At 69.1% G+C, this 19,787-nt stretch carries 21 protein-coding genes and 2 riboswitches; of the genes, 10 read left to right on the top strand and 11 right to left on the bottom strand.

Annotation, left to right across the window (positions count from 1 at the left end):
• The first annotated feature begins 16 nt into the window (after nucleotides 1–16).
• Nucleotides 17–442 (top strand): EF-hand domain-containing protein, encoded by a 426-nt coding sequence (locus OCH7691_RS06495; protein ID WP_085882542.1) that lies wholly within the window; start codon nucleotides 17–19, stop codon nucleotides 440–442.
• Here the strand turns inward: OCH7691_RS06495 and mutY are convergent.
• Nucleotides 439–1,539, bottom strand: a complete 1,101-nt coding sequence (mutY, locus tag OCH7691_RS06490) for an A/G-specific adenine glycosylase (protein ID WP_085882541.1) — start codon at nucleotides 1,537–1,539, stop codon at nucleotides 439–441. The genes OCH7691_RS06495 and mutY overlap by 4 nt on opposite strands.
• On the opposite strand from mutY, the gene OCH7691_RS06485 reads away from it, so the two are divergent.
• From OCH7691_RS06485 to smc, 3 genes are all read left to right on the top strand, one after another.
• Nucleotides 1,538–2,164: a DUF721 domain-containing protein gene (locus OCH7691_RS06485; RefSeq protein WP_085882540.1), complete on the top strand. Its 627-nt coding sequence runs from the start codon at nucleotides 1,538–1,540 to the stop codon at nucleotides 2,162–2,164. The genes mutY and OCH7691_RS06485 overlap by 2 nt on opposite strands.
• Before the next feature lie 156 nt (nucleotides 2,165–2,320).
• Entirely contained in the window at nucleotides 2,321–2,914 is a 594-nt protein-coding gene (locus tag OCH7691_RS06480) for a DsbA family protein (RefSeq protein WP_176244947.1), read from the top strand.
• 16 nt (nucleotides 2,915–2,930) lie between these two features.
• On the top strand, nucleotides 2,931–6,392 hold the full coding sequence (smc, locus tag OCH7691_RS06475) for a chromosome segregation protein SMC (RefSeq protein WP_085882538.1): 3,462 nt from the start codon (nucleotides 2,931–2,933) through the stop codon (nucleotides 6,390–6,392).
• 13 nt (nucleotides 6,393–6,405) lie between these two features.
• Here the strand turns inward: smc and OCH7691_RS06470 are convergent, their stop codons facing one another.
• Entirely contained in the window at nucleotides 6,406–9,135 is a 2,730-nt protein-coding gene (locus tag OCH7691_RS06470) for a DUF2339 domain-containing protein (RefSeq protein ID WP_085882537.1), read from the bottom strand.
• A 391-nt stretch (nucleotides 9,136–9,526) separates the two neighbouring features.
• Here OCH7691_RS06470 and OCH7691_RS06465 point away from each other — a divergent pair, with 391 nt between their 5' ends.
• The 5 genes from OCH7691_RS06465 (at nucleotide 9,527) to OCH7691_RS06445 (ending at nucleotide 12,096) form a co-directional block, all read left to right on the top strand.
• Nucleotides 9,527–9,853 (top strand): AtpZ/AtpI family protein, encoded by a 327-nt coding sequence (locus tag OCH7691_RS06465; protein WP_085882536.1) that lies wholly within the window; start codon nucleotides 9,527–9,529, stop codon nucleotides 9,851–9,853.
• 62 nt (nucleotides 9,854–9,915) lie between these two features.
• Nucleotides 9,916–10,653 carry a F0F1 ATP synthase subunit A gene (locus OCH7691_RS06460; RefSeq protein WP_085882535.1) on the top strand — a complete coding sequence of 246 codons (738 nt, stop codon included), beginning with the start codon at nucleotides 9,916–9,918 and terminating at the stop codon, nucleotides 10,651–10,653.
• Nucleotides 10,654–10,725: 72 nt separating this feature from the next.
• The gene (locus OCH7691_RS06455; RefSeq protein ID WP_085882534.1) at nucleotides 10,726–10,953 is read left to right on the top strand and encodes a F0F1 ATP synthase subunit C; all 228 of its coding nucleotides are present in this window, start codon (nucleotides 10,726–10,728) and stop codon (nucleotides 10,951–10,953) included.
• A 166-nt stretch (nucleotides 10,954–11,119) separates the two neighbouring features.
• Nucleotides 11,120–11,611, top strand: coding sequence for a F0F1 ATP synthase subunit B family protein (locus OCH7691_RS06450; RefSeq protein WP_085882533.1), 492 nt, complete (start codon nucleotides 11,120–11,122; stop codon nucleotides 11,609–11,611).
• On the top strand, nucleotides 11,611–12,096 hold the full coding sequence (locus tag OCH7691_RS06445; protein WP_085882532.1) for a F0F1 ATP synthase subunit B family protein: 486 nt from the start codon (nucleotides 11,611–11,613) through the stop codon (nucleotides 12,094–12,096). The genes OCH7691_RS06450 and OCH7691_RS06445 overlap by 1 nt, the downstream gene beginning before the upstream one ends.
• Before the next feature lie 67 nt (nucleotides 12,097–12,163).
• On the opposite strand, the gene OCH7691_RS06440 is transcribed toward OCH7691_RS06445, so the two are convergent.
• The 7 genes from OCH7691_RS06440 to gcvT form a co-directional block, all read right to left on the bottom strand.
• Nucleotides 12,164–12,448 (bottom strand): hypothetical protein, encoded by a 285-nt coding sequence (locus tag OCH7691_RS06440; protein WP_085882531.1) that lies wholly within the window; start codon nucleotides 12,446–12,448, stop codon nucleotides 12,164–12,166.
• Nucleotides 12,449–12,994: a helix-turn-helix domain-containing protein gene (locus OCH7691_RS06435; protein ID WP_085882530.1), complete on the bottom strand. Its 546-nt coding sequence runs from the start codon at nucleotides 12,992–12,994 to the stop codon at nucleotides 12,449–12,451.
• Nucleotides 12,995–12,999: 5 nt separating this feature from the next.
• Complete coding sequence (locus tag OCH7691_RS22870; protein WP_139839553.1) at nucleotides 13,000–13,347, bottom strand: hypothetical protein; 348 nt, start codon at nucleotides 13,345–13,347, stop codon at nucleotides 13,000–13,002.
• Nucleotides 13,348–13,446: 99 nt separating this feature from the next.
• Entirely contained in the window at nucleotides 13,447–15,003 is a 1,557-nt protein-coding gene (gcvPB, locus tag OCH7691_RS06425; RefSeq protein WP_085882528.1) for an aminomethyl-transferring glycine dehydrogenase subunit GcvPB, read from the bottom strand.
• Complete coding sequence (gene gcvPA / locus OCH7691_RS06420; protein ID WP_085882527.1) at nucleotides 15,003–16,349, bottom strand: aminomethyl-transferring glycine dehydrogenase subunit GcvPA; 1,347 nt, start codon at nucleotides 16,347–16,349, stop codon at nucleotides 15,003–15,005. The genes gcvPB and gcvPA overlap by 1 nt, the downstream gene beginning before the upstream one ends.
• A complete protein-coding gene (gene gcvH / locus OCH7691_RS06415; RefSeq protein WP_085882526.1) occupies nucleotides 16,349–16,726 on the bottom strand; it encodes a glycine cleavage system protein GcvH in 378 nt (125 codons plus the stop codon). Before gcvH ends, gcvPA begins: the two co-directional genes overlap by 1 nt.
• A gap of 46 nt (nucleotides 16,727–16,772) precedes the next feature.
• Nucleotides 16,773–17,888, bottom strand: a complete 1,116-nt coding sequence (gcvT, locus tag OCH7691_RS06410) for a glycine cleavage system aminomethyltransferase GcvT (RefSeq protein WP_085882525.1) — start codon at nucleotides 17,886–17,888, stop codon at nucleotides 16,773–16,775.
• 58 nt (nucleotides 17,889–17,946) lie between these two features.
• A riboswitch (glycine riboswitch) is annotated at nucleotides 17,947–18,057 on the bottom strand.
• Nucleotides 18,058–18,147: riboswitch (glycine riboswitch) on the bottom strand.
• Between the two features lie 164 nt (nucleotides 18,148–18,311).
• Here gcvT and OCH7691_RS06405 point away from each other — a divergent pair.
• Nucleotides 18,312–18,857: an Mpo1 family 2-hydroxy fatty acid dioxygenase gene (locus OCH7691_RS06405; RefSeq protein WP_176244946.1), complete on the top strand. Its 546-nt coding sequence runs from the start codon at nucleotides 18,312–18,314 to the stop codon at nucleotides 18,855–18,857.
• 26 nt (nucleotides 18,858–18,883) lie between these two features.
• On the opposite strand, the gene OCH7691_RS06400 is transcribed toward OCH7691_RS06405, so the two are convergent.
• Both OCH7691_RS06400 and OCH7691_RS06395 read right to left on the bottom strand, forming a co-directional pair.
• Nucleotides 18,884–19,426 carry a hypothetical protein gene (locus OCH7691_RS06400; protein ID WP_085882523.1) on the bottom strand — a complete coding sequence of 181 codons (543 nt, stop codon included), beginning with the start codon at nucleotides 19,424–19,426 and terminating at the stop codon, nucleotides 18,884–18,886.
• Nucleotides 19,427–19,436: 10 nt separating this feature from the next.
• Nucleotides 19,437–19,676, bottom strand: a complete 240-nt coding sequence (locus OCH7691_RS06395) for a CDGSH iron-sulfur domain-containing protein (protein WP_085882522.1) — start codon at nucleotides 19,674–19,676, stop codon at nucleotides 19,437–19,439.
• Nucleotides 19,677–19,787 lie beyond the last annotated feature (111 nt).

The raw sequence follows: 19,787 nt of genomic DNA, 5'->3' as shown, positions 1-19,787 counted from the left end.
GAGGGAGGTTTCCTCCATGTCCCGGCCCGTTCCCACCGCTCTCCGCGCCACCGGCACGGCCCTTGCCGCGCTCACCCTGACCGCGCTGCTCGCCGGCCCTGCCGCCGCCGACGCCCTGCCCTTCGGCATCGACCGGAACGGCGACGGCGTCGTCGACCTGCTGGAGGCGAAGGATTTCCGTGCCCGGGTCGTCCGTACCATGGACCTCGACGGCAACGGCCAGGTCACCCGCGCGGAGGCGATCGAATCCTCGGGCGGCCTCGACAAGGTCAATCCGGAAAAGACCGACACCTCCGCCGACTTCAAGGCCATGGATGCCGACAACGACGAGATCGTGACGCTGGAAGAGGCCCAGGCGCTCGCCGAGAAGCGTTTCGGCAAGCTCGACAAGAACCACGACGGCAAGGTCGGCCCGGACGAATACAAGCTGCCCGGCTTCTAGGGCGAACCGTCTTCCGCGAACAGCGGCCCGGCCGTGCCGCGCTTCTCCATGTGACGCACCACCTTCCGCATCAGCGTCGGCAGCGCCTGGGCGTGCAGTTCGTCTGCCGGGCACCAGCGCGCGTCGGCCGGCGCCGGCCGGTCGCTGGTCCCGGCCAGCACCGTCAGGGTCAGTCGGAAATGGGTGAAAACATGCTCGATCCGCCCGGCGACCGGGCCGAGCGCCGTGGCCGCCACCGGCAGATGGCCGAGCGCGTCCTCGGCATCCCACAAGGTCTCCAGCCAGGGCGTCGTCGGGATCTCGGTCATGCCGCCGAGCAGGCCCTGCTCCGGCCGGCGGCGGACCAGCACTGCGCCGTCCGGCCGGCGCAGCCAGAAGGCGATGCCGTGGCGTTCGGGACGGGCCTTCTTTGGCGCCTTCCGGGGAAAGGCCTCCGGGTCGCCGGCGGCACGCGCCCGGCAATCGGCCGCGACCGGGCAGCGGTCGCAGAGCGGCCCGCGCGGCAGGCATATCATCGCCCCCAGGTCCATCATCGCCTGCGCGAAATCGCCGGCTCCGGGGCTGGGAACCAGCGGCCGGACCAGCGCGGCGATTTCCGCCTTGGCCTTGGGCAACGCCGTCTCGACCCGGGCATGCCGGGCGATCACCCGTTCGACATTGCCGTCGACCGCTGGCGCCGGCCGGTCGAAGGCGATGGCCGCGATCGCGCCCGCGGTATAGGCGCCGATGCCGGGCAGCGTCCGCAGCGCCGCCTCGTCGTCCGGGAAGCGCCCGCCATGGCTCTCGACCACGGCGATGGCGCATTTGTGCAGGTTGCGGGCCCGCGCGTAATAGCCGAGCCCGGCCCATTCGGTGAGCACGTCATCGAGCGGCGCGGCGGCGAGGGCAGCCACATCCGGCCAGCGTTCGAGGAAACGCTTGAAGTAGGGGCCGACCGTCGCCACCGTTGTCTGCTGCAGCATGATCTCGCTCAGCCACACGCGGTAGGGATCGGCGCGCTCGCCGGCAAGCGCCCGCCACGGCAGGACGCGGCGGTGGCGGGCGTACCAGCGCAGCAGGCGGGCGGCGAAATCGTCGGGAGACGCGGTAGGGTTCATGGCCAGGGACAATAACCCCGACGAGGCGGGCGGGAAACGCCCGGCCCGGCGAAAAGCGCGCGCGGGCGGCGCCGGCGCGGGCGGGACTGCGAAAAAATCCGCCGCGGGCGACAGCGAGGCCGCGAAGGCGGCCGAGAAGCCCCGGCGCGGCGGCGCGCGCACCCTCGGCCGGCTGGTGCCCGAGGCGGCGCGGGGCGCCTTCCGGCGTCGCGGATTCAGCGAATCGGCGGTGCTGCTGCGCTGGCCCGAGATCGCCGGCCCGACGATCGCCGGCTTCGCCCGCCCGGAGCGGATGAGCTACCCGCCGGGCAAGGGGACCGGCGCGACGCTGCATCTCAGGGTCGCGATCGGCCGGGCGCCGGAGGTCCAGCATCTGGCGCCGCTGATCGTCGAACGCATCAATGCCTTCTACGGCTACGGCGCGGTCGCCCGGCTTGCCATCGTCCAGGCGCCGCTGCCGCCGCAGGCGCCGACGAAACCCGGCCGCCGGCCGACGCCGCTCGATCCGGCCGAGGAGAAGCGCCTCGCTGCGCTGCTTGCCGGCATCGCCGACGACGGCCTGCGGCGCGCGCTTGACAGGCTCGGCCGCTCGGTGATCGGCACGCGGTCACGAAATGGTGACTGAAGCCCCCCACACAGGACTGGCGAGCGGCAAACCCATTCGCCACCTAATACCTCGGTGAACCATATACGACGTCTTGAGGAGCATGATATGAGCGGGTATAGTTCCACAACATCTAGTGGCAAGATTGGTAAATTAATGCTGACAAGGCGAGATATTGTGGCACTGGCGGCGGCCCTTCCGGTCGCGGCCACGGCCTGGCCGAAACTGGCGCTCGCGGCCGACCCGATCACCGGCCCGGAAATGGTCATGGGCAGCGCCGACGCGCCGGTCGAGATCATCGAGTATGCCTCGCTGACCTGCCCGCATTGCCAGCATTTCCACGAGGCGATCCTGCCCGGCCTGAAAGAGAATTTCATCGATACGGGCAAGGTGCGCTTCATCTATCGCGACTTCCCGCTCGACCAGGCGGCGCTTCGCGCCTCGATGCTCGCCCGCTGTGGTGGCGAGCGCACCTATTTTAGCCTGCTCGGCGTGCTGTTCGAGCGTCAGGGCGCCTGGACCTCGGCCGCCAACCCGATGAAGGAACTGGCCAAGATCGGCCGCCTCGCCGGTATCGGCAATGCCCAGTTCGATGCCTGCATGCAGAATGCCGATCTCGAGAATGCGGTCCTGCAGAGCCGCCTCGACGGCCACAACAAGTTCAAGGTCTCGTCGACCCCGACGATCATCATCAACGGCGACAAGTACACCGGCGAGCACGAATACGAACCGTTCGCTGAAGCCGTCAACAAGCTTCTCGACGGCTCCTGAGAGGATCGCCCCCACGGTGCATTTCAACCGACTGCGCCTGACCGGCTTCAAATCCTTCGTCGAGCCGACGGAACTGGTCATCGAGCCGGGATTGACCGGCGTGATCGGCCCGAACGGCTGCGGCAAGTCGAACCTGGTCGAAGCGCTGCGCTGGGTGATGGGCGAGACCTCCGCCAAGAGCATGCGCGGTGGCGCCATGGACGACGTCATCTTCGCCGGCACCGCGACGCGCCCCGCGCGCGGTGTCGCCGAGGTGGCGCTCCATCTCGACAATTCGGAACGGCTCGCGCCGGCGGCCTTCAATGACCAGTCGGAACTGGAGATCAGCCGGCGCATCCGCCGCGACATCGGCAGCAACTACCGGATCAACGGGCGCGAGGTCCGGGCCCGCGACGTGCAGCTGCTGTTCGCCGACCTCGCCAGCGGCGCCCATGCCGCGGCACTGGTCAGCCAGGGCCGGGTCGGCGCGATCATCAACGCCAAGCCGACCGACCGCCGCCACCTGCTCGAGGAGGCGGCCGGGATTTCCGGGCTGCATTCCCGCCGCCACGAGGCGGAACTGCGGCTGCGCGGGGCCGAGACCAACCTGGAGCGGCTCGACGATGTCACCGGCCAGCTCGAGGCGCAGCTCGGCGCGCTGAAACGGCAGGCCCGGCAGGCTAGCCGCTATCGCAACCTGTCAGGTCATATCCGCAAGGCCGAGGCGATCGTCCTTCATCTCCGCTACCGGGCCGCGGCCGAGGCGCTCGAAGCGGTTCGCCGCAAGCTCGAGGAATGCGAACGCGCGGTCGGCGAGGCAAGCCGGCAGTCGGCGTCCCTCGCCCGCCAGGAAGCCGAGGCCGCCGAGGCGCTGCCGGCACTTCGCCAGCGCGAGGCGGAAACCGCGGCGGCCCTGCACCGGCTGGCCGTGGCCCGCGACGCGCTCGACCAGGAGGAGGCGCGGATCGAGGCCGCGATGCGCGATCTCGACCGCCGCCTCGAACAGGTCGAGGCCGATCGCGTCCGCGAGGACAAGCTCGCCACCGAAGGGGTCGAGGCGCTCGCCCGGCTGGAGACGGAGGCAGCCGATATCGCCGGCCGGCGCGCCGGCGAGGAGGCCGAACAGGAAGCGGCCGGGAGCCTTGCCACGGCGGCCGCCCGGACCCAGGCCGAGCGCCAGGGGGAACTGGACAAGCTTACCGAGCGCTTCGCCGCCGAGCGCGCCGAGCGGCGCAGCCTCGACGACAAGATCGCCGACGCCGGCCGCCGGCTCGCCCGTTTCCGGGAGCGCCTGGCGTCGATCGACGGCGAGATCGGGAAGCTCGATGCGGCGTCCGATGCCGCCGCCGGCGCGGATGTCGGCGAGAACGACCTGGAGGAGGCCCGGGCCGAGGTCGAGATCGTCCGCATGCGGCTCGGCCATGCCGAGCAGGAACGGACCGGCGGCGAGGCGGCCGAGCGCGCGGCGCACGAGGCGTCGCGTGCCGCCCAGGCCGCGCTCGACAAGCTCACCGCCGAGGAAAGCGGGCTCGCCCGCCTGCTCGCCATCGACGAACAGGAAATGTGGCCGCCGCTGATCGACGCGCTGACCGTCGCGGCCGGCTACGAGACCGCGCTCGGCGCCGCGCTCGGCGAGGACCTGGATGTCGCCACCGACATTGCCGCGCCGACCCACTGGGCCGCGCTCGACGCCTACAAGGACGCGCCGGCGCTGCCGCCCGGCACCGAGCCGCTGGCCGCACATGTCAAGGCGCCGGCCCTGTTCGCCCGCCGGCTCGGCCAGACCGGACTGGTCGCCGGGCGCGCCGACGGCGACCGCCTGCAGAGCGCCCTCCGGCCCGGCCAGCGACTGATCACCCGCGACGGCGACCTGTGGCGCTGGGACGGCCTGAAGCGGGGCGCCGGGGCCAAGACCGCCGCCGCGATCCGGCTGGAACAGCGCAACCGGCTGGCCGAGATCCGTACCGCGCGCAAGGCAGCGGAGGCCGCACTCGCCAAACGGCAGGCCGCGCACCGGGACACGGCGGACGAGACGAAGGAGGCGCGCGAACGCCAGGACGGGCTCCGCCGCGAGCTGAACAGCGCCGAGGCGCGCCTGAACGAGCTTCGCGAGCTGATCGCCGACTACGCGCGCGAGGCGGCGGCACGGGCGAGCCGGATCGAAACGCTCGCCGGTCAGCGCCGGGAAATCCAGGGCGAGATCGCCGAACTCGATGCCCTGCATGCCGACCTCGCCGCGCGTCGGGCGGCGCTGCCGCCGGCGGAGGAAGGCGAGCGCGCGCTGGAGACGGCGCGCCAGGCCCTCGCCGAAGCGCGGACGGCGCTGGCCGAAGCCGAGCGGACCCGCGACCGGCTGGCCCGCGAGGCGGCGGACCGCGCCGCCCGTCTTGACGCGATCGCCCGCGAGCAGGACAGCTGGCGGCGCCGCCAGAACGACGCCTCCGCCCAGATCGAGCGCCTGAACGCCCGGCGCGACGCGGCCCGGGCGGAACGCGACGGGCTGGCGCAGAAGCCGGAGGAAATCGTCACCAAGCGCTCGCTGCTGATGGAGCAGATCGTGCTCGCCGAGGGCGCGCGCTCCAACGCCGCCGATGCGCTGGCCGCGCAGGAGGCGAAGGTCGCCGAGATCGCTCGCCTGACCAAGGAGGTGCAGGCCGCGCTTGCCGACGTCCGCGAGGGCCGGGTCCGGCTGCAGGCCGATGTCGAGCATGGCGGCGAACAGTTGCAGGCGATCGCAGAACGCATGCAGGAGACGCTGGAGACGACGCCGGAGGAGGTCCTGGACGCCGGCGGCGTCGAGGCGGACGAGGCGCTGCCGGAACTCGGCGAGGTCGAGAGCCGGCTGGAGCGGCTGAAGCGTGAGCGCGAGGGCATGGGACCGGTCAACCTGCGCGCCGACATCGAGGCCGGCGAGGTGCAGGAACAGCTCGACCTGCTGACCACCGAGCGCGAGGACCTGGAGGCGGCGATCGCCCGCCTGCGCCAGGGCATTTCAAGCCTCAACAAGGAAGGCCGGCAACGCCTGCTGGCCGCCTTCGAACAGGTCGACGCCCATTTCCAGACCCTGTTCCACCATGTCTTCGGCGGCGGCCAGGCGCATCTGAAACTGACCGAATCCGACGATCCGCTGCAAGCCGGGCTGGAGATCATGGCGAGCCCGCCGGGCAAGCGGCTGCAGATCATGTCGCTGCTGTCGGGTGGCGAGCAGGCACTGACCGCGCTGTCGCTGCTGTTCGCGGTGTTCCTGACCAACCCGGCGCCGATCTGCGTGCTCGACGAGGTCGACGCACCTCTCGACGACAGTAACGTGGAGCGGCTCTGCGACCTGCTCGACCGCCTCGTCGGGGTCGGCAACACGCGCTTCCTGGTGGTCACCCACCATCCGATCACGATGGCCCGGATGGACCGGCTCTACGGCGTCACGATGGCCGAGCGCGGCGTTTCGCAACTGGTCTCGGTCGACCTCGCGGCGGCCGAGGCGATGCGCGAGATCGCCTGAGCAGAAGTCGCGTTCAGGCGGCGGGCGGCACCGGCGGCCGGGCGAATACGAAGCGCTGGTACAGATAGCCGATCCCGACCAGCGCCAGCCCGAGCCCGAGGAACGAGGCGACCCGATAGAGCCCGTCGAGCCCGGCCATGTCGAACAGGAAGACCTTCGCCACCGCGACCAGCAGCACCGCCAGCGAGGCGAAGCGGAGCGGCTGCAGGCGGAGCCGGATGCCGAGCCCGAGCAGGGCCAGCGCATAAACCAGCCAGGCCAGCGAATAGCAGTATGATTCCGCGACCGTCTGCCCGCTCGCGATGTTGAGATCGGAGCCGTGGAAGGCGCGCCGGACCTCGAATGTGAGATCGGCGAAGACCAGCACGAAACCGAGCACGGCCGCGGCGCGCGACAGGTTCGCCATGGTCGCCCGGTTGCGCGCGGCGATCAGCAGCAGCAGCGCCGCGGGGAGCCCGTAGCCGAGCGTCAGCGTGTTCAGGACGGGATATTCGCCGACCGGATCGCCGGTGAACATCGGATTGAAAAGGACGAGATGGAGCAGCACGATCTGGCCGATGGCCAGGCCGGTCAGGATGCGTGCGCCGTAGCGGGCGACCGGGTTGCCGTGCCGCCGTTCGAGCTCGGCCAGCGTCGCGGCGATGGTGAGCCAGCAGATCGCCTGCAGCCCGAATTCCGTGAGGTCGTCATAATAGGCGGTCAGCGAGCCACCCGCGAAATGGCGGAGCTGCATCGATACGAAGAGCACGAGGAAGGTCAGCGCGCCGGCTTCAAGCAGGGTGACGACCGGTCCCTCCCCGGTCTTGCGGAAGCCCCGCGCGGCGATGAAGAACATCGCGGCCGGAATGCCGTAACCGTAGGTGATCCAGGTGATCCAGGCGCCCTCTACGGTCTCGTAGTCGAGGACCTCGACATTGAAGACCAGGCGGACGAGAACGATCGCCGCGACTATGGCGGCAATGACGCGGAACGGCCGCGCCGGCACCCGGCCAGCGATCCAGGCGAGCGCTGGCAGTTGCAGGGACAGCGCGACAGTCAGCCAGGCCTGTTCCAGCGACATCGCCATGGCCAGCGAGAGCGCGGCGACGACGCCGGCCGCATGGAAGCCGAGCGAGACGGCGAGGGCGTCGGCGGCGCGGTAACGGGCGATCCGGGTCGCGGCGAACAGGTTGAGCCCGGCCAGGATGACGGCGACCGTCGCCCAGCCGTAATCGACCGCGAATCCCGCGATGCGCCAGTAGCAGACGATCAGGATGGCAACCGGGGTGAAGGCCGCGACCCCAGCCCAGACCGGCGGTCGCGCGGCGCCCCACAGGGCGGCGAATCCGACCCCCGCGAAAAGCACGGCAAAGAGCAGGCCGCCGAGCGTGTAGGCGCGCAGGCCGGCCTCGGCAAGCAGGTCGTCGAGCCGGGTGTAGCGGCCAAACTCGCCCGAGGCGGCAAGCGAGCGGACGTAGTAATCGACATCCGGCAAGGTCCAGACCGCGATGAGCGCCACGGTCATCAATGCGGCGACCACCGCGAGGCCGTCGAAGGCCGGGTCGCGCCGGGCGACCACCAGGTAGAAGACCGCGAGCAGCCCGGCCATGAACGCGGCCGGCGGCGCGGCCTCCGCCACGATCAGCATCGGGACCGCCAGGAGGGCGATCACGCAGGCCGCCGACCAGCCGAGCCGGGCCGACGGATCGAGCTCGCGCATCGTCTGGAGCCAGTTGCCCGCCGTCACCGGCTGGCGCGCCGGATGCCAGACATAGAGCCCGGCGATGAGAAGCAGGTAGATGCCGGCCGGCCAGACGTCCGGTGGCGTGAACGGGCCGATGAACCAGAAGAGCGGCCACAGCGCGCCGCCGGCCAGCGTCGAGCGGGCCAGCCAGCGCCATTTCATGTAGCGGAATACGGTCAGGCAGGCCGCCTGGACGAACAGCAGGTAGACGAACAGCGCCCATGCCGACGGCTCCGTGGTCGCGACAAGCGCAGGCGTCAGGTAGGCGCCGACCAGGCCAAGCAGGGCGACGAACCAGCCCTGCAACAGCGACAGCCCGACGGCGCCGAGCGCGACGATCGCGAGGCCGATGAAGGCGGCAAGCGGCGACAGCAGGCCGTAAAGCGCGTATGCCGCGTAGATGCTGGCGAAACCGGTGAAGATGCCGCCCGCTGCCAGCGCCTGCGGGACATAGTCGGGCCGGACGGCGGCAATCGCCCGCGAGAGCGGGCGGCGACGGAGCCATTCGCCGGCCCCGGCAAGGGAAAGGCCGAGCAGCAGGCCGAGCGAGACCCGCACCGCCGGGCCGAGAAGCCCCTCGTCCATCGCGTACTTGACAAGGAAGGTGCCGGCGAGCGCCAGCGCGACCGCGCCGAGCCAGACGAGCCAGCGCGACGCCAGCTGCTTCTCGAAGCTCTCGCGCGGCGCCGCCGATTCCTCGACGGACTCGGGCATCTCGATCGCATCGGCGGGTTCGGCCTGTTCCGTCGCGGCGGATTCGGCGTGCAAGCCCGGCTGGGCGGCAGCCCATCCCTCCTCGGCCGGTTCCGGCCCGGAATCGGCTTTCGCCTCGGCGTCCGTAGTTTCAGTGGCGGTCGTGGCGGCAGCCGGCAACGGGCGGTCCGCCGTCGCGGCCGCAGCCGTCGTCGTGTCCACGCTGCCCGTTTCCGCCAGCCGGCGCTCGAGCGCGGCAAGCCGGCTTTCGAGGGTACGGATCGCGCCCGCATTGCGACGTCCGCTGACGAATCCGACGACCGCCATCACCGGCAGCGCGAGGATCGCGAGACTCGCCAGAAGGTACAGCAGTTCTATTCAGGCCACTCCCGATTGCCCGCCTGCAGCGCGGCGGCAACAGCGCATCGACAAGCTGCACGATATGGCGAAATCCGCATCCGCTCAACAACCGGCTCACGATTCCCGCGGGGTCCCGGCGGCAAGGCCCGGATCGCCGCTCGCGGCCGGTGATCCACCCGGCCGACGCGGGGTCCCGGAAAATGACGGAAACGGGCCACTTTCCGGGCCTGTTGCGGCGCAAAATCGGCGTCGCGTCAAGGCCGCCTCCCGGCCTTGACAGGGTAGGTACCGAACCTTATGGTTCCGGCGCTTCCCGCGGGGTAATCTGGCGTCCCGGCCGACATCTGTTGCGTGTGTCATGGACGAACCTGGAAAGCCATCGCTGGAAGACGTCGAAAAGCGACTGCGCAAGGCCCGGCAGGACCGGGACGAGCGGAGTAGCCCGAAGACGCTCGGAATCGAACGAAGCGGTGCCATGGGCATCGCCTGGCGGCTCTCGGTCGAGATGGTCGTCGCGCTCGTTGTCTGCGGCGGCTTCGGCTGGCTTCTCGATTACTGGTTCGGAACACGACCGCTGTTTCTGGTCGTGTTCTTGTTTGTCGGGGCCGCGGTGGGGATCTGGAACGTCTACAAGGCGTCCCGCGAGATCAATACCGAGGCCAACGGGCCCGACCCCAAGGCGTAGCGGCCGGACCCCCGTCCATCATCCCGATGGGGCGGGGCCGACCCAGGAACGGAACAAGAGACGTGGCTGAAAACCATAGCCCCCTCGCCCAGTTCGAGATCAAGCGACTCATCCCGATGGAAATCGGCGGGATCGACGTCTCGTTCACGAATTCGGCGCTGTTCATGGTGATCGCGCTTGGCTTGGTGTCGCTCATGCTGGTCACCAGCATGCGTGGCCGCGCCATGGTGCCGGGCCGCATGCAGTCGCTCGCCGAACTGTCGTACGAATTCATCGCGAACATGCTGCGGGACAATGTCGGGAACGAGGGACGGCGCTATTTCCCGTTCATCTTCTCGCTGTTCATGTTCATCCTGTTCGCGAACCTGCTGGGCATGATCCCCTACAGCTTCACGGTCACCAGCCACATCATCGTGACCTTCGCGCTGGCCATGGTGGTGTTCATCGGCGTGACGATCATCGGTTTCGCGCGCCACGGCGCGGCGTTCCTGAAGTTCTTCGTGCCGGCCGGCGTGCCGGCGCCGCTGCTGGCGATCCTGGTGCCGATTGAGGTCATCTCCTACTTCGTCCGTCCGATCAGCCTGTCGGTGCGTCTGTTCGCCAACATGCTGGCCGGCCACACGATGCTGAAGGTGTTCGGCACCTTCGTGATCAGCCTCGGGATCATCGGCGGCTGGTTGCCGCTGCTCTTCATCACCGCGCTCACCGGGCTCGAGATCCTGATCGCCTTCCTGCAGGCCTATGTCTTCACGATCCTGACCTGCCTCTATCTGAACGACGCCATCCACATGCACCACTAGGGCGGCGTCGCTCCGGACCCGACTTTCCAACCCGAATCCCGCAAACTTGCAGCAAACTTAAGGACTAGAACCATGGAAGCAGAAGCCGCAAAGCTTATTGGCGCCGGTCTTGCCACCATCGCCCTCGCCGGCGTGGGCGTCGGCATCGGCAACATCTTCGGCTCCTTCGTGCAGGGTGCGCTTCGCAACCCGGCCGCGGCCCCGAAGGTCTTCGCCAACGTGCTCCTCGGCTTCGCGCTGACGGAAGCGATCGCGCTGTTCGCCCTCGTCATCGCGATGCTGCTGCTCTTCGTCTTCTAAGACGCCGGTTTCGACCGGAAACCTTTCGGCCCGGTGGGTCGGGCGCCGAAACGATCCGGCGCTCCGGCCGACCGGCTGACGCAGGGCGGCGCGACAACCGGATGACGGGGCGAATTCCCCGCCGGACGGCCTCGCCGCCCCCGCCGACCAGGACGAGAGACGGGCCATGCCCCAGCTAAATTTCGCCGACTACCCGCCGCAGCTTGTCTGGCTCGCGATCACCTTCATCCTGCTGTACCTGGTGATGGCGCGGGTCGCCATTCCGCGCATCACCCAGGTTCTGGAAGAGCGCCAGAACCGCGTCGCCCACGATGTGAGCGAGGCGGAACGGCTCAAGAAGGATACCGACAAGGCGATCGCGGAATACGAGGCCGCGCTGGCCGAGGCCCGCTCCAAGGCCAGCACCATCGGTGCCGACCTCAGGGCCGAGCTTGCCGCCCAGGACGCCGAACGGACCGCCAGTATCGACGAGCAGATCGCCGCCGACATGCAGAAGGCCGAGAAGCGGATCGCCGCTGCAAAGGCTGACGCGCTCGGCAATATCGGGGAGATCGCCGGTGACGGCGCCCGCGAGGTGGTGCGCAAGATCATCGGCGTCGAGGCCGGCGAGGACCGGGTTGCCGCCGCCCTCCAGGCCGAATTGCAGGAGAGCCGCTGATGCTGCACGATCCCGCCTTCTGGGTTGCGATATCCTTCCTGCTCTTCATCGCCGTGGTGCTCTATTACAAGGTGCCGGGCATGATCGCCGGGCAGCTCGACAGCCGCGCGGCGCGCATCAAGACCGAGCTCGAGACGGCGCAGAAGCTGCGCGAGGATGCCCAGGCGCTCTATGCCGAGTATCAGCGAAAGCAGCGTGACGCGCTCGCCACGGCCGAGGAAATCGTCGCCAAGGCGAAGGCCGACGCCAAGCGGCACCGGCAGGAAAGCGAAGCGGCGATCACCGCCTCGCTGGCCCGCCGCACCGAGCAGGCCGAGCAGCGCATCCGCCAGGCCGAGGAGAACGCGGTCGCGGAAATCCGCGCCGCCGCGGTCGAGATCGCGGTCGCGGCCGCCGGCCGGATCATCGGCGAGGAGCTCAAGGGCAAGAAGGGCAGCGAGATGGTCGACAAGGCCATCGGCGACATCGGGAGCCAGCTCCACTAGGCGAGCACGCCTCCGACCCGAGAATCAGTGATCAGGCCCCGCCGGCACCGCCGGCGGGGCTTTTTCGTCAGGCAAGGAAGCGGGCCAGCAACGGAATCGCGTAGGACAGCGCCGCCGCGAACGTGCCGGCAACGAACAGCGCGAACTTCCAATAGCTCCAGCGATCACCGATCGCTTCCAGCTCGGCCGCCGTGGCATCCAGTTCAGCCTGCAAGGCCGCATCGAAATTGCGCCGGATGCCGGCGAACCGCGCCGCCTTCAGTGCATAGCGCCCGACATGCCAGGCCGGCACCGCCAGCAGCAGTACCCCGACGATGCCGGCGATATCGGACCAGAGTGCCGGGTCGGTCATTCAGCGGACAGTGACGTCCGTCGCACCGCGGGCCGGCTTCCTTCCGACCGGCGCCTTACGCGGACGAACCGCCTTTCCCTTCACCGGGCGTCCGCCTTCCAGCGCCGCGAGCGCCTCTGCGAAGCCCTCGTTCTCGCCCAGCCCGGCGGCAGTCGCGACCTGGAGCTTGCCACCCTCGGCGGTGCCGAACAGCAGGCCGAGTTCGCAGCCGCAGGCGGCCGCGTAGCTAAGCAGGGTCGCGAGGGTCGGGACTGCCTGCTTGTTGGCCTCGACCGGAATCGATTCCAGGCGACTGACATAGGCCGGACTCCATCCGGCCCGCTCCGCCAGTTCCTTCTGGGACAGGTTCGCCGAGCGACGGAGACCCACCAGACAACCGACGATCTGCGCCTTCAGCGCCTGTTCGTTCCAAGCGGTGCGAAGCTCGGGATCGGTCGCCAGCATCTCGTCGCGGATCTCCGCCAGCGGGCGGGAGCCTTGCTTCCGTCCGGTCGTGGACTTGTCCGGCCTGATCTTCAGAATTGTCGCGACTTTCCTGGTCGTCATCGCAATCACCCTGCATCGAGATGAATGTCGAGCACCGGCACGTCCAATGCGACGGCAGCGAGCGTGGCGGCCCGACGGGCCGATGGACGGCTTCCTGTTATCCCGGCCAGTACGATGTCACGGCCATCGGGTTCGCAGACAAGAACCGCATGGCATCCGCCCCGCGCCAATCTCACGACATGGACGTCATAGCGATCATTCAGTACCGCGACGCGCTCCCTCGGAAGGACCGGATACCGATCGATCTGCGCCATCGCATGGAACAGGCTGGACCGCACCGTCGCCGGCAGCGCTCGTAGCGCCGCTACGATTCGCTCTGCCAGCGCATCGTCGGCGGGCAGCCGGATTGCCATCGGCGCTCTCCATCGCAATATCGGCTCGATTAACTCCGGAGTCAACTTTTCAGTTAACTCCGGAGTTAATCAAGCAACAGCGGGACGGGCTATCGCCCCCTACTCCGCCGCGTCCTGCATTGCCGGTTCGAAGCGCAGGATCGGCTTTCGCGCGGCGAGCGTCTCGTCGAGGCGCCGGCGCGGCGCGTAGTAAGGCGCGCCGGCGAAATGCTCGGCATCGCCGGATTTCGCCCGTTCGACGATATGGCGCATCGCGCCGATGAAGCGGTCGAGGCCATCCTTCGATTCGGTCTCGGTCGGTTCGATCAGCAGGGCGCCGTGAACGACCAGCGGGAAATACATGGTCATCGGGTGGAAGCCCTCGTCGATCATCGCCTTGGCGATGTCGAGGGTCGAGACGCCGGTGCCCTTGAGGAAGCTGTCGTCGAACAGCGCCTCGTGCATGCAGGGCCCGTCGAATGCCTGGCTCATGACGTCGGCGAGCGAGGCGCGGACATAGTTGGCGTTGAGCACCGCGTCCTCGGCGACCTGGCGAAGGCCGTCCGACCCGTGGCTCATCATGTAGGCGAGCGCCCGGGTGAACATGCCCATCTGGCCGTGGAAGCCCTTCATGCGGCCGAACGGCTGGACCTCGCTGTCGGGCACATGCTCGACCAGATGGAAGCCGTCGCCGTCCTTCCGTTCGATCACGTAGGGGATCGGCGCGAAGGGCGCGAGCGCATCGGAGAAGACCACCGGGCCGGAACCCGGGCCGCCGCCGCCATGCGGCGTCGAGAAGGTCTTGTGGAGGTTGATATGCATCGCGTCGATGCCGAGGTCGCCCGGCCGGACGCGGCCGACGATGGCGTTGAAGTTGGCCCCGTCGCAGTAGAAATAGGCGCCGACGCCGTGCACGGCCTCGGCGACGCGAATGATGTCGCGCTCGAACAGGCCGCAGGTGTTGGGGTTGGTCAGCATGATCGCGGCAACATCCTCGTCGACCATGGCTTCCAGCGCCGCGAGATCGACGCGGCCGGTCTCGTCTGCCGGGATCGACTTCACCGCGTAGCCGCACATCGCCGCCGTCGCCGGGTTGGTGCCATGCGCCGATTCCGGCACCAGCACGACCTTCCGGGCATCGCCCCGGGCCTCGTGCGCGGCGCGGATCGCCATCAGGCCGCACAGCTCGCCATGGGCGCCGGCCGCGGGCGAGAGCGCCACCGCCGGCATGCCGGTCAGCGTCTTCAGCCAGTGACCGAGCCGGTCCATCAGTTCGAGCGCGCCCTGCACCGTCGATTCCGGCTGCAGCGGGTGAATGTCGGAGAAGCCCGGCATCCGCGCGACCTTCTCGTTCAGGCGCGGATTGTGCTTCATCGTGCAGGAGCCGAGCGGATAGACGCCGATGTCGATGGCGTAGTTCTGCCGCGAGAGGCGGACATAGTGACGCATCACCTCGGGCTCGGCGAGGCCGGGCAGGCCGATCGCCCCCTTCCGCTCCAGCCCGCCCAGACGGTTCGCGACGTCCGGGCCATCGGGCAGGTCGACGCCGCAGGCGCCGGGCGAATCCTGCTCGAAGATCAGCGGCGTGTCCTGGTCGAGCGCGCGCGCGCCGGTCCAGGTGTCCGGGCCCTCGGCGGCCGTGCCGGTGCCGCGGGTCTGTCGTCCTTCGTTCAGCATCAGCGGAGCGCCTCCTCGAGCGCGCTTGCGAGGCGGTCGCCATCGGCTTCGGTGTTGCATTCGGTGGCGGCGACGAGCAGCAGGTTTTCCAGCGCCGGGCGATTGGCATAGAGGCGCGAGACCGGGACGCCGGCAAGGATGCCCTTGCCCGCAAGGGTCTCGACCACCTGGGCCGCCGGCTTCGCGAGCCTGAGCGTGAACTCGTTGAAGAAGGCGTCGGCCATGACCTCGACGCCCGGCACCCGGGCGAGGCGATCGGCGAGCGCCACCGCCGTCCGGTGATTGAGCGAGGCGAGCTCGGTCAGCCCGGCTTCGCCGAGCAGGGTCATGTGGATCGAGAAGGCGAGCGCGCAGAGCCCGGCATTGGTGCAGATGTTGCTGGTCGCCTTCTCGCGGCGGATATGCTGTTCCCGCGTCGACAGCGTCAGCACGTAGCCCCGGCGGCCGTCCTGGTCCACCGTCTCGCCACAGAGCCGGCCCGGCATCTGCCGGACATGCTTCTGGCGGCAGGCGAACAGCCCGACATAGGGGCCGCCGAAACCGAGCGGCACGCCGAGCGACTGGCCCTCGGCGACGACGATATCCGCGCCCATCTCGCCCGGCGAGGCGACGAGGCCGAGCGAGACCACCTCGGTGACGACGACGACCAGCAGCGCGCCGGCGGCATGGCAGGCGTCGGCGAGCGCGCGGAGATCCTTCAGGCGGCCGAAGAAGCTCGGGTTCTGGACGATGACGCAGGCCGTCTCGCCGTCGATCCGGGCGGCCAGGTCCTCGGCGCCGTCCGGGTCCGGTTCGGCGATGTCGAGATGCACCGAGCCGAACTTGACCGAGGTTTTCGTCACGTCGCGGTAGTGCGGATGCAGCCCGCCGGACAGCACCACCTTCTCGCGCCGGGTCAGGCGGCAGGCCATCAGCGCGGCCTCCGCGCAGGCGGTCGCGCCGTCATACATCGAGGCGTTCGCGACCTCCATGCCGGTGATCAGCGCCACCTGGGTCTGGAACTCGAACAGCATCTGCAGCGTGCCCTGGCTCACCTCCGGCTGGTACGGCGTGTAGGCGGTCAGGAACTCCGAACGCTGGATCAGGTGATCGACGGTCGCCGGGACATGGTGGCGATAAGCCCCGGCGCCGAGGAAGCTCGGCACCGAGCCGGCCGCGACATTGCGCGCGGCGAGCGCACCGAGCTCGCGCTCGACGGCGAGCTCGCCCTGGTGCAGCGGCAGGTCGACAAGACCGTCAAGCCGAGCCGCGGCGGGCACGTCCTCGAACAGGTCGTCGATCGAGGAAACGCCGACGCGGGCAAGCATCTGGCGCCGGTCCTCCGGCGTGAGCGGCAGGTAGCGCATCAGCCGAGGCTCTTCACGAATTCGGCATAGGCCGCTTCGTCCATCAGGCCGTCCAGTTCGGCCGGGTCCGAGAGCTCCAGCTTCATGAACCAGCCGGCGCCGGCCGCATCCTCGTTGACGAGACCATAGTTCTCCTCGAGTGCCTGGTTGACCGCGGTCACCTTGCCGCCGACCGGGGCATAGATCTCGGACGCGGCCTTGACCGATTCGACGACCGCCGTCTCGTCGCCCTTGGCGACCTCACGCCCGACCTCGGGAAGCTCCACATAGACGACGTCGCCGAGCTGGTTCTGCGCGTAATCGGTGATCCCGATCGTGCCGACCTTGCCCTCGACGCTGATCCATTCGTGGTCTTCCGTGTAACGGATGTCCGCCATGTCCCCGATATCCTCTTTCCTGTTCGCGCGAACGCGGTTGTTGCTGTCAGCCGCGGTGGTAACGCTGCGGCACGAATGGCATTTTCGCGACCGTCGCCGGGACGGCCCTGCCCCTCAGATCGAGCGTCAGCCCGGTGCCCGCCGCCGCCCGGTCGCGGGCGACGTAGCCCATCGCCACCGGGCCGCCGACCGTCGGCCCGAAGCCGCCGGAGGTGACGGTCCCGGTCTCGGCCCCCTCGGCGTCGCGGATCACGGTGCCCTCGCGGACCGGCGCCCGGCCCTCGGGCTTCAGGCCCACGCGGCGCCGGCTCGCGCCCTCGGCCAGTTCGCGGGCGACCCGGTCGGCGCCGGGATAGCCGCCCTCTTCCCGCCGACGCTTGCCGATCGACCACATCAGGCCGGCCTCGACCGGGCTCGTCGTCTCATCGATGTCGTGGCCATAGAGGCAGAGGCCGGCCTCGAGGCGCAGCGAATCGCGCGCGCCCAGGCCGATCGCGCCGACCTCCGGCTGATCCAGCAGGCGCCGCCAGAGGGCGACCGCCGCAGCGGCCGGGACGGAGATCTCGAAGCCGTCCTCGCCGGTATAGCCCGACCGACTGATCCAGCATTCGACGCCGTCGAGATCGAAGATCCCCGATGTCATGAAGGTGAGCGCGGTCGCCGCTTCCGCCTGGCGCGCCATCACGGCCGCGGCCTGCGGCCCCTGCAGGGCGATCAGGGCGCGATCCTCGAGCATCTCGATGTCGGCCTCGGCGCCCAGTTGCTCGACCATGTAGGCGAGATCGGCGTCCTTGCAGCCGGCATTGACGACGATGAAGAGATGGTCGTCGCGGCGGGTGACGATCAGGTCGTCGCGAATGCCGCCCGCATCGTTCATCAGCAGGCTGTAACGCATCTCGCCGGTCCCGAGGCTCCGGATGTCGCCCGGGACGAGGCGCTCGATCAGCGCCGCCGGATCGTCGGCGCGAACGATCACCTGGCCCATGTGGGAAACATCGAAGATCCCGGCCGCCTCGCGGGTCTGGCGGTGCTCGGCCAGGATCCCGGCCGGATATTGCACCGGCATGGCGTAGCCGGCAAAGGGCACCATGCGCGCGCCGAGCCCGCGATGCTCGTCCGTGAGCGGGGTTTCCCTGGTATTGTCCGCAGTCTCGTCGCTCACGACCCATCTCCCGGCAGTACACGAAGCAAAGGAACGATGACCGGCAATAGACCGGATCAACGCCCCCTCTGTCGTTCTACCTGAGAGAATGATCCGCCGGCCCGAACCGGACCCGCGGACTTACCCCGTCGGTGTGACCTGCCTTTCGGCGGCCCCTTTCCAGAGCCGTCGACCCCTTGCGGTCCGGGTGCCTGAGAGTTTCCGGGGCGGTTGCTCCTTCGGCGCCGGCCTTCCGGCCGGACTCTCCCGCAAGCGGTAACACGCCCTTGTCCGGCGCGCGCGACGATGGCGGGGATATTAAGGGCGCGGTTCGGGCTGTCAATCGGCACGATGCCGGGCGCGGTGCTTTCGCGACGGCATTTGACAAGCGCGCCACTCCGGGAAGACACTGGCGAAAGGCACCGCAGCGGGAGGATTCCAACGATGTTGCGACATTTCTTCATCGAGCAGATGTCGATGTATTCGTCCTATCATCGCGACCTGCGGAACCGGGCGACGCATTTCGTCGGCGTGCCGGTGATCGCATTCTCGCTGCTGATTCCGATGTCGCTGCTCGAGCTGTTCACGCTTGGCGGCTACACGATCACGCTGGCGACCCTGTTCCTCGTCGTCATGTCGGTGTTCTACCTGCTCTGCGACCTCGGACTCGGGGTGGTGCTGCTCGCATTCAATGTCGTGCTGCTGCTGATCGCCGACGGGATCGCCGAGGAAGGCGCGGTGATCGCCTGGATCGCCTTCGCCGGCTTCTTCATCGGCGGCTGGATCGTGCAGCTGATCGGCCATGCCTTCGAAGGCCGCAAGCCGGCGCTCACCGACAACCTGCTGCAGGTGCTGGTCGCGCCGATGTTCCTGGTCGCCGAAAGCGCCTTCGCGTTCGGCTGGCGCAAGGACCTGCACGACGCGGTCGAGAAACGCTGGCGCAACTACCTGCCGAAGGGCGAAGGCCGCCACCACGCCCCCGCGCACTAGGGGCGTGAGTCGTCAGCCGGCACCGCTCAGCGGCTGAGCCGGTTGCGGTTTTCCTCGAGCTGCTCGCGGGTCAGTTCGAAGCCGACGAGGATCTCGAAGGCATCGGCGAACTGGTCCGGCTTCAGCGGGATGCGAAAGCGGATCTCCTCGGACACGCCGGCCCGAGAGCGGCCGGCCGGGAACTCAACCGGGCTGGAGAAGCGCTGGCGGGCAAGGATGTCCTGCTCGCCGTCGGTGACCGCCGAGAAGAAGGCGAAGTCGCCCGTCCGGCCCTCGGCGCCCGGTCCCCGGGTGCCGCGGATCTCGACCTTCAGCAGGACCTCGACCGCCTTGTCGTCGTCGACATATTCGCAGCTTCCGGCGACCGGCACGATCTCGGCCTCATAGGCGACGTCGGTGATGTCGCGGCCCGGACCGGGGCGGTACTGGGTGATCCGCTCCGCCCCGGAGACGACGTTCGCCGTCGGGCAGGGCAGGTTCCGTTCCTTCCCGAACAGGCCGCCCGAACAGGCGGCGAGAAGCCCGAGCAGGGCGATCGCGGGTACGAGACGCGTGGCAACCACGGACATGGATCGATCCTCAGAGGGTTTCGTGGGTGCCGTCGCAGAACGGCTTGCTGCCGGTCCGCTTGCAGCCGCAGAAATAGAGCGTGTCGGCCGCCTCGGCCTTCCAGGACACCGGCTCGAAGCCGGTATCCTTGTGCGAGCCGTCGCAGAAGGGCTGCCGGGCGCTGCGTCCGCAGGCGCACCAGAAATAGGTGCGGCCGGCCTTGACGGCGACCTCGAAGGGGCCCTTCTGGGCGATCTTCGGCTCGGTCATCTCTCTGCTTTCCTGTGGCTTGGCGATGTACTAGGTTGGCCCCGGCCCGCCGGGCGGCCCCGCAAGGGCGCCGGATCGGGCCTGAGTCTAGGAGAGGCCGAGGGCTTCTGC

Origin of the sequence: Oceanibacterium hippocampi (assembly GCF_900172325.1) — a bacterium.
GTDB lineage: Bacteria > Pseudomonadota > Alphaproteobacteria > Sneathiellales > Sneathiellaceae > Oceanibacterium > Oceanibacterium hippocampi.
The sequence above is the reverse complement of the archived record's forward strand: the minus strand, read 5'-3'. Positions and strand labels throughout refer to the sequence as shown.

Coding starts and splice junctions, on each gene's coding strand:
- OCH7691_RS06495 (WP_085882542.1), top strand. CDS start 17: ATGTCCCGGCCCGTTCCCACCGCTCTCCGCGCCACCGGCACGGCCCTT.
- OCH7691_RS06485 (WP_085882540.1), top strand. CDS start 1,538: ATGGCCAGGGACAATAACCCCGACGAGGCGGGCGGGAAACGCCCGGCC.
- mutY (WP_085882541.1), bottom strand. CDS start 1,539: ATGAACCCTACCGCGTCTCCCGACGATTTCGCCGCCCGCCTGCTGCGC.
- OCH7691_RS06470 (WP_085882537.1), bottom strand. CDS start 9,135: ATGGCGGTCGTCGGATTCGTCAGCGGACGTCGCAATGCGGGCGCGATC.
- OCH7691_RS06465 (WP_085882536.1), top strand. CDS start 9,527: ATGGACGAACCTGGAAAGCCATCGCTGGAAGACGTCGAAAAGCGACTG.
- OCH7691_RS06455 (WP_085882534.1), top strand. CDS start 10,726: ATGGAAGCAGAAGCCGCAAAGCTTATTGGCGCCGGTCTTGCCACCATC.
- OCH7691_RS06450 (WP_085882533.1), top strand. CDS start 11,120: ATGCCCCAGCTAAATTTCGCCGACTACCCGCCGCAGCTTGTCTGGCTC.
- OCH7691_RS06445 (WP_085882532.1), top strand. CDS start 11,611: ATGCTGCACGATCCCGCCTTCTGGGTTGCGATATCCTTCCTGCTCTTC.
- OCH7691_RS06440 (WP_085882531.1), bottom strand. CDS start 12,448: ATGACCGACCCGGCACTCTGGTCCGATATCGCCGGCATCGTCGGGGTA.
- OCH7691_RS06435 (WP_085882530.1), bottom strand. CDS start 12,994: ATGACGACCAGGAAAGTCGCGACAATTCTGAAGATCAGGCCGGACAAG.
- OCH7691_RS22870 (WP_139839553.1), bottom strand. CDS start 13,347: ATGGCAATCCGGCTGCCCGCCGACGATGCGCTGGCAGAGCGAATCGTA.
- gcvPB (WP_085882528.1), bottom strand. CDS start 15,003: ATGCTGAACGAAGGACGACAGACCCGCGGCACCGGCACGGCCGCCGAG.
- gcvPA (WP_085882527.1), bottom strand. CDS start 16,349: ATGCGCTACCTGCCGCTCACGCCGGAGGACCGGCGCCAGATGCTTGCC.
- gcvH (WP_085882526.1), bottom strand. CDS start 16,726: ATGGCGGACATCCGTTACACGGAAGACCACGAATGGATCAGCGTCGAG.
- OCH7691_RS06405 (WP_176244946.1), top strand. CDS start 18,312: ATGTTGCGACATTTCTTCATCGAGCAGATGTCGATGTATTCGTCCTAT.
- OCH7691_RS06400 (WP_085882523.1), bottom strand. CDS start 19,426: ATGTCCGTGGTTGCCACGCGTCTCGTACCCGCGATCGCCCTGCTCGGG.
- OCH7691_RS06395 (WP_085882522.1), bottom strand. CDS start 19,676: ATGACCGAGCCGAAGATCGCCCAGAAGGGCCCCTTCGAGGTCGCCGTC.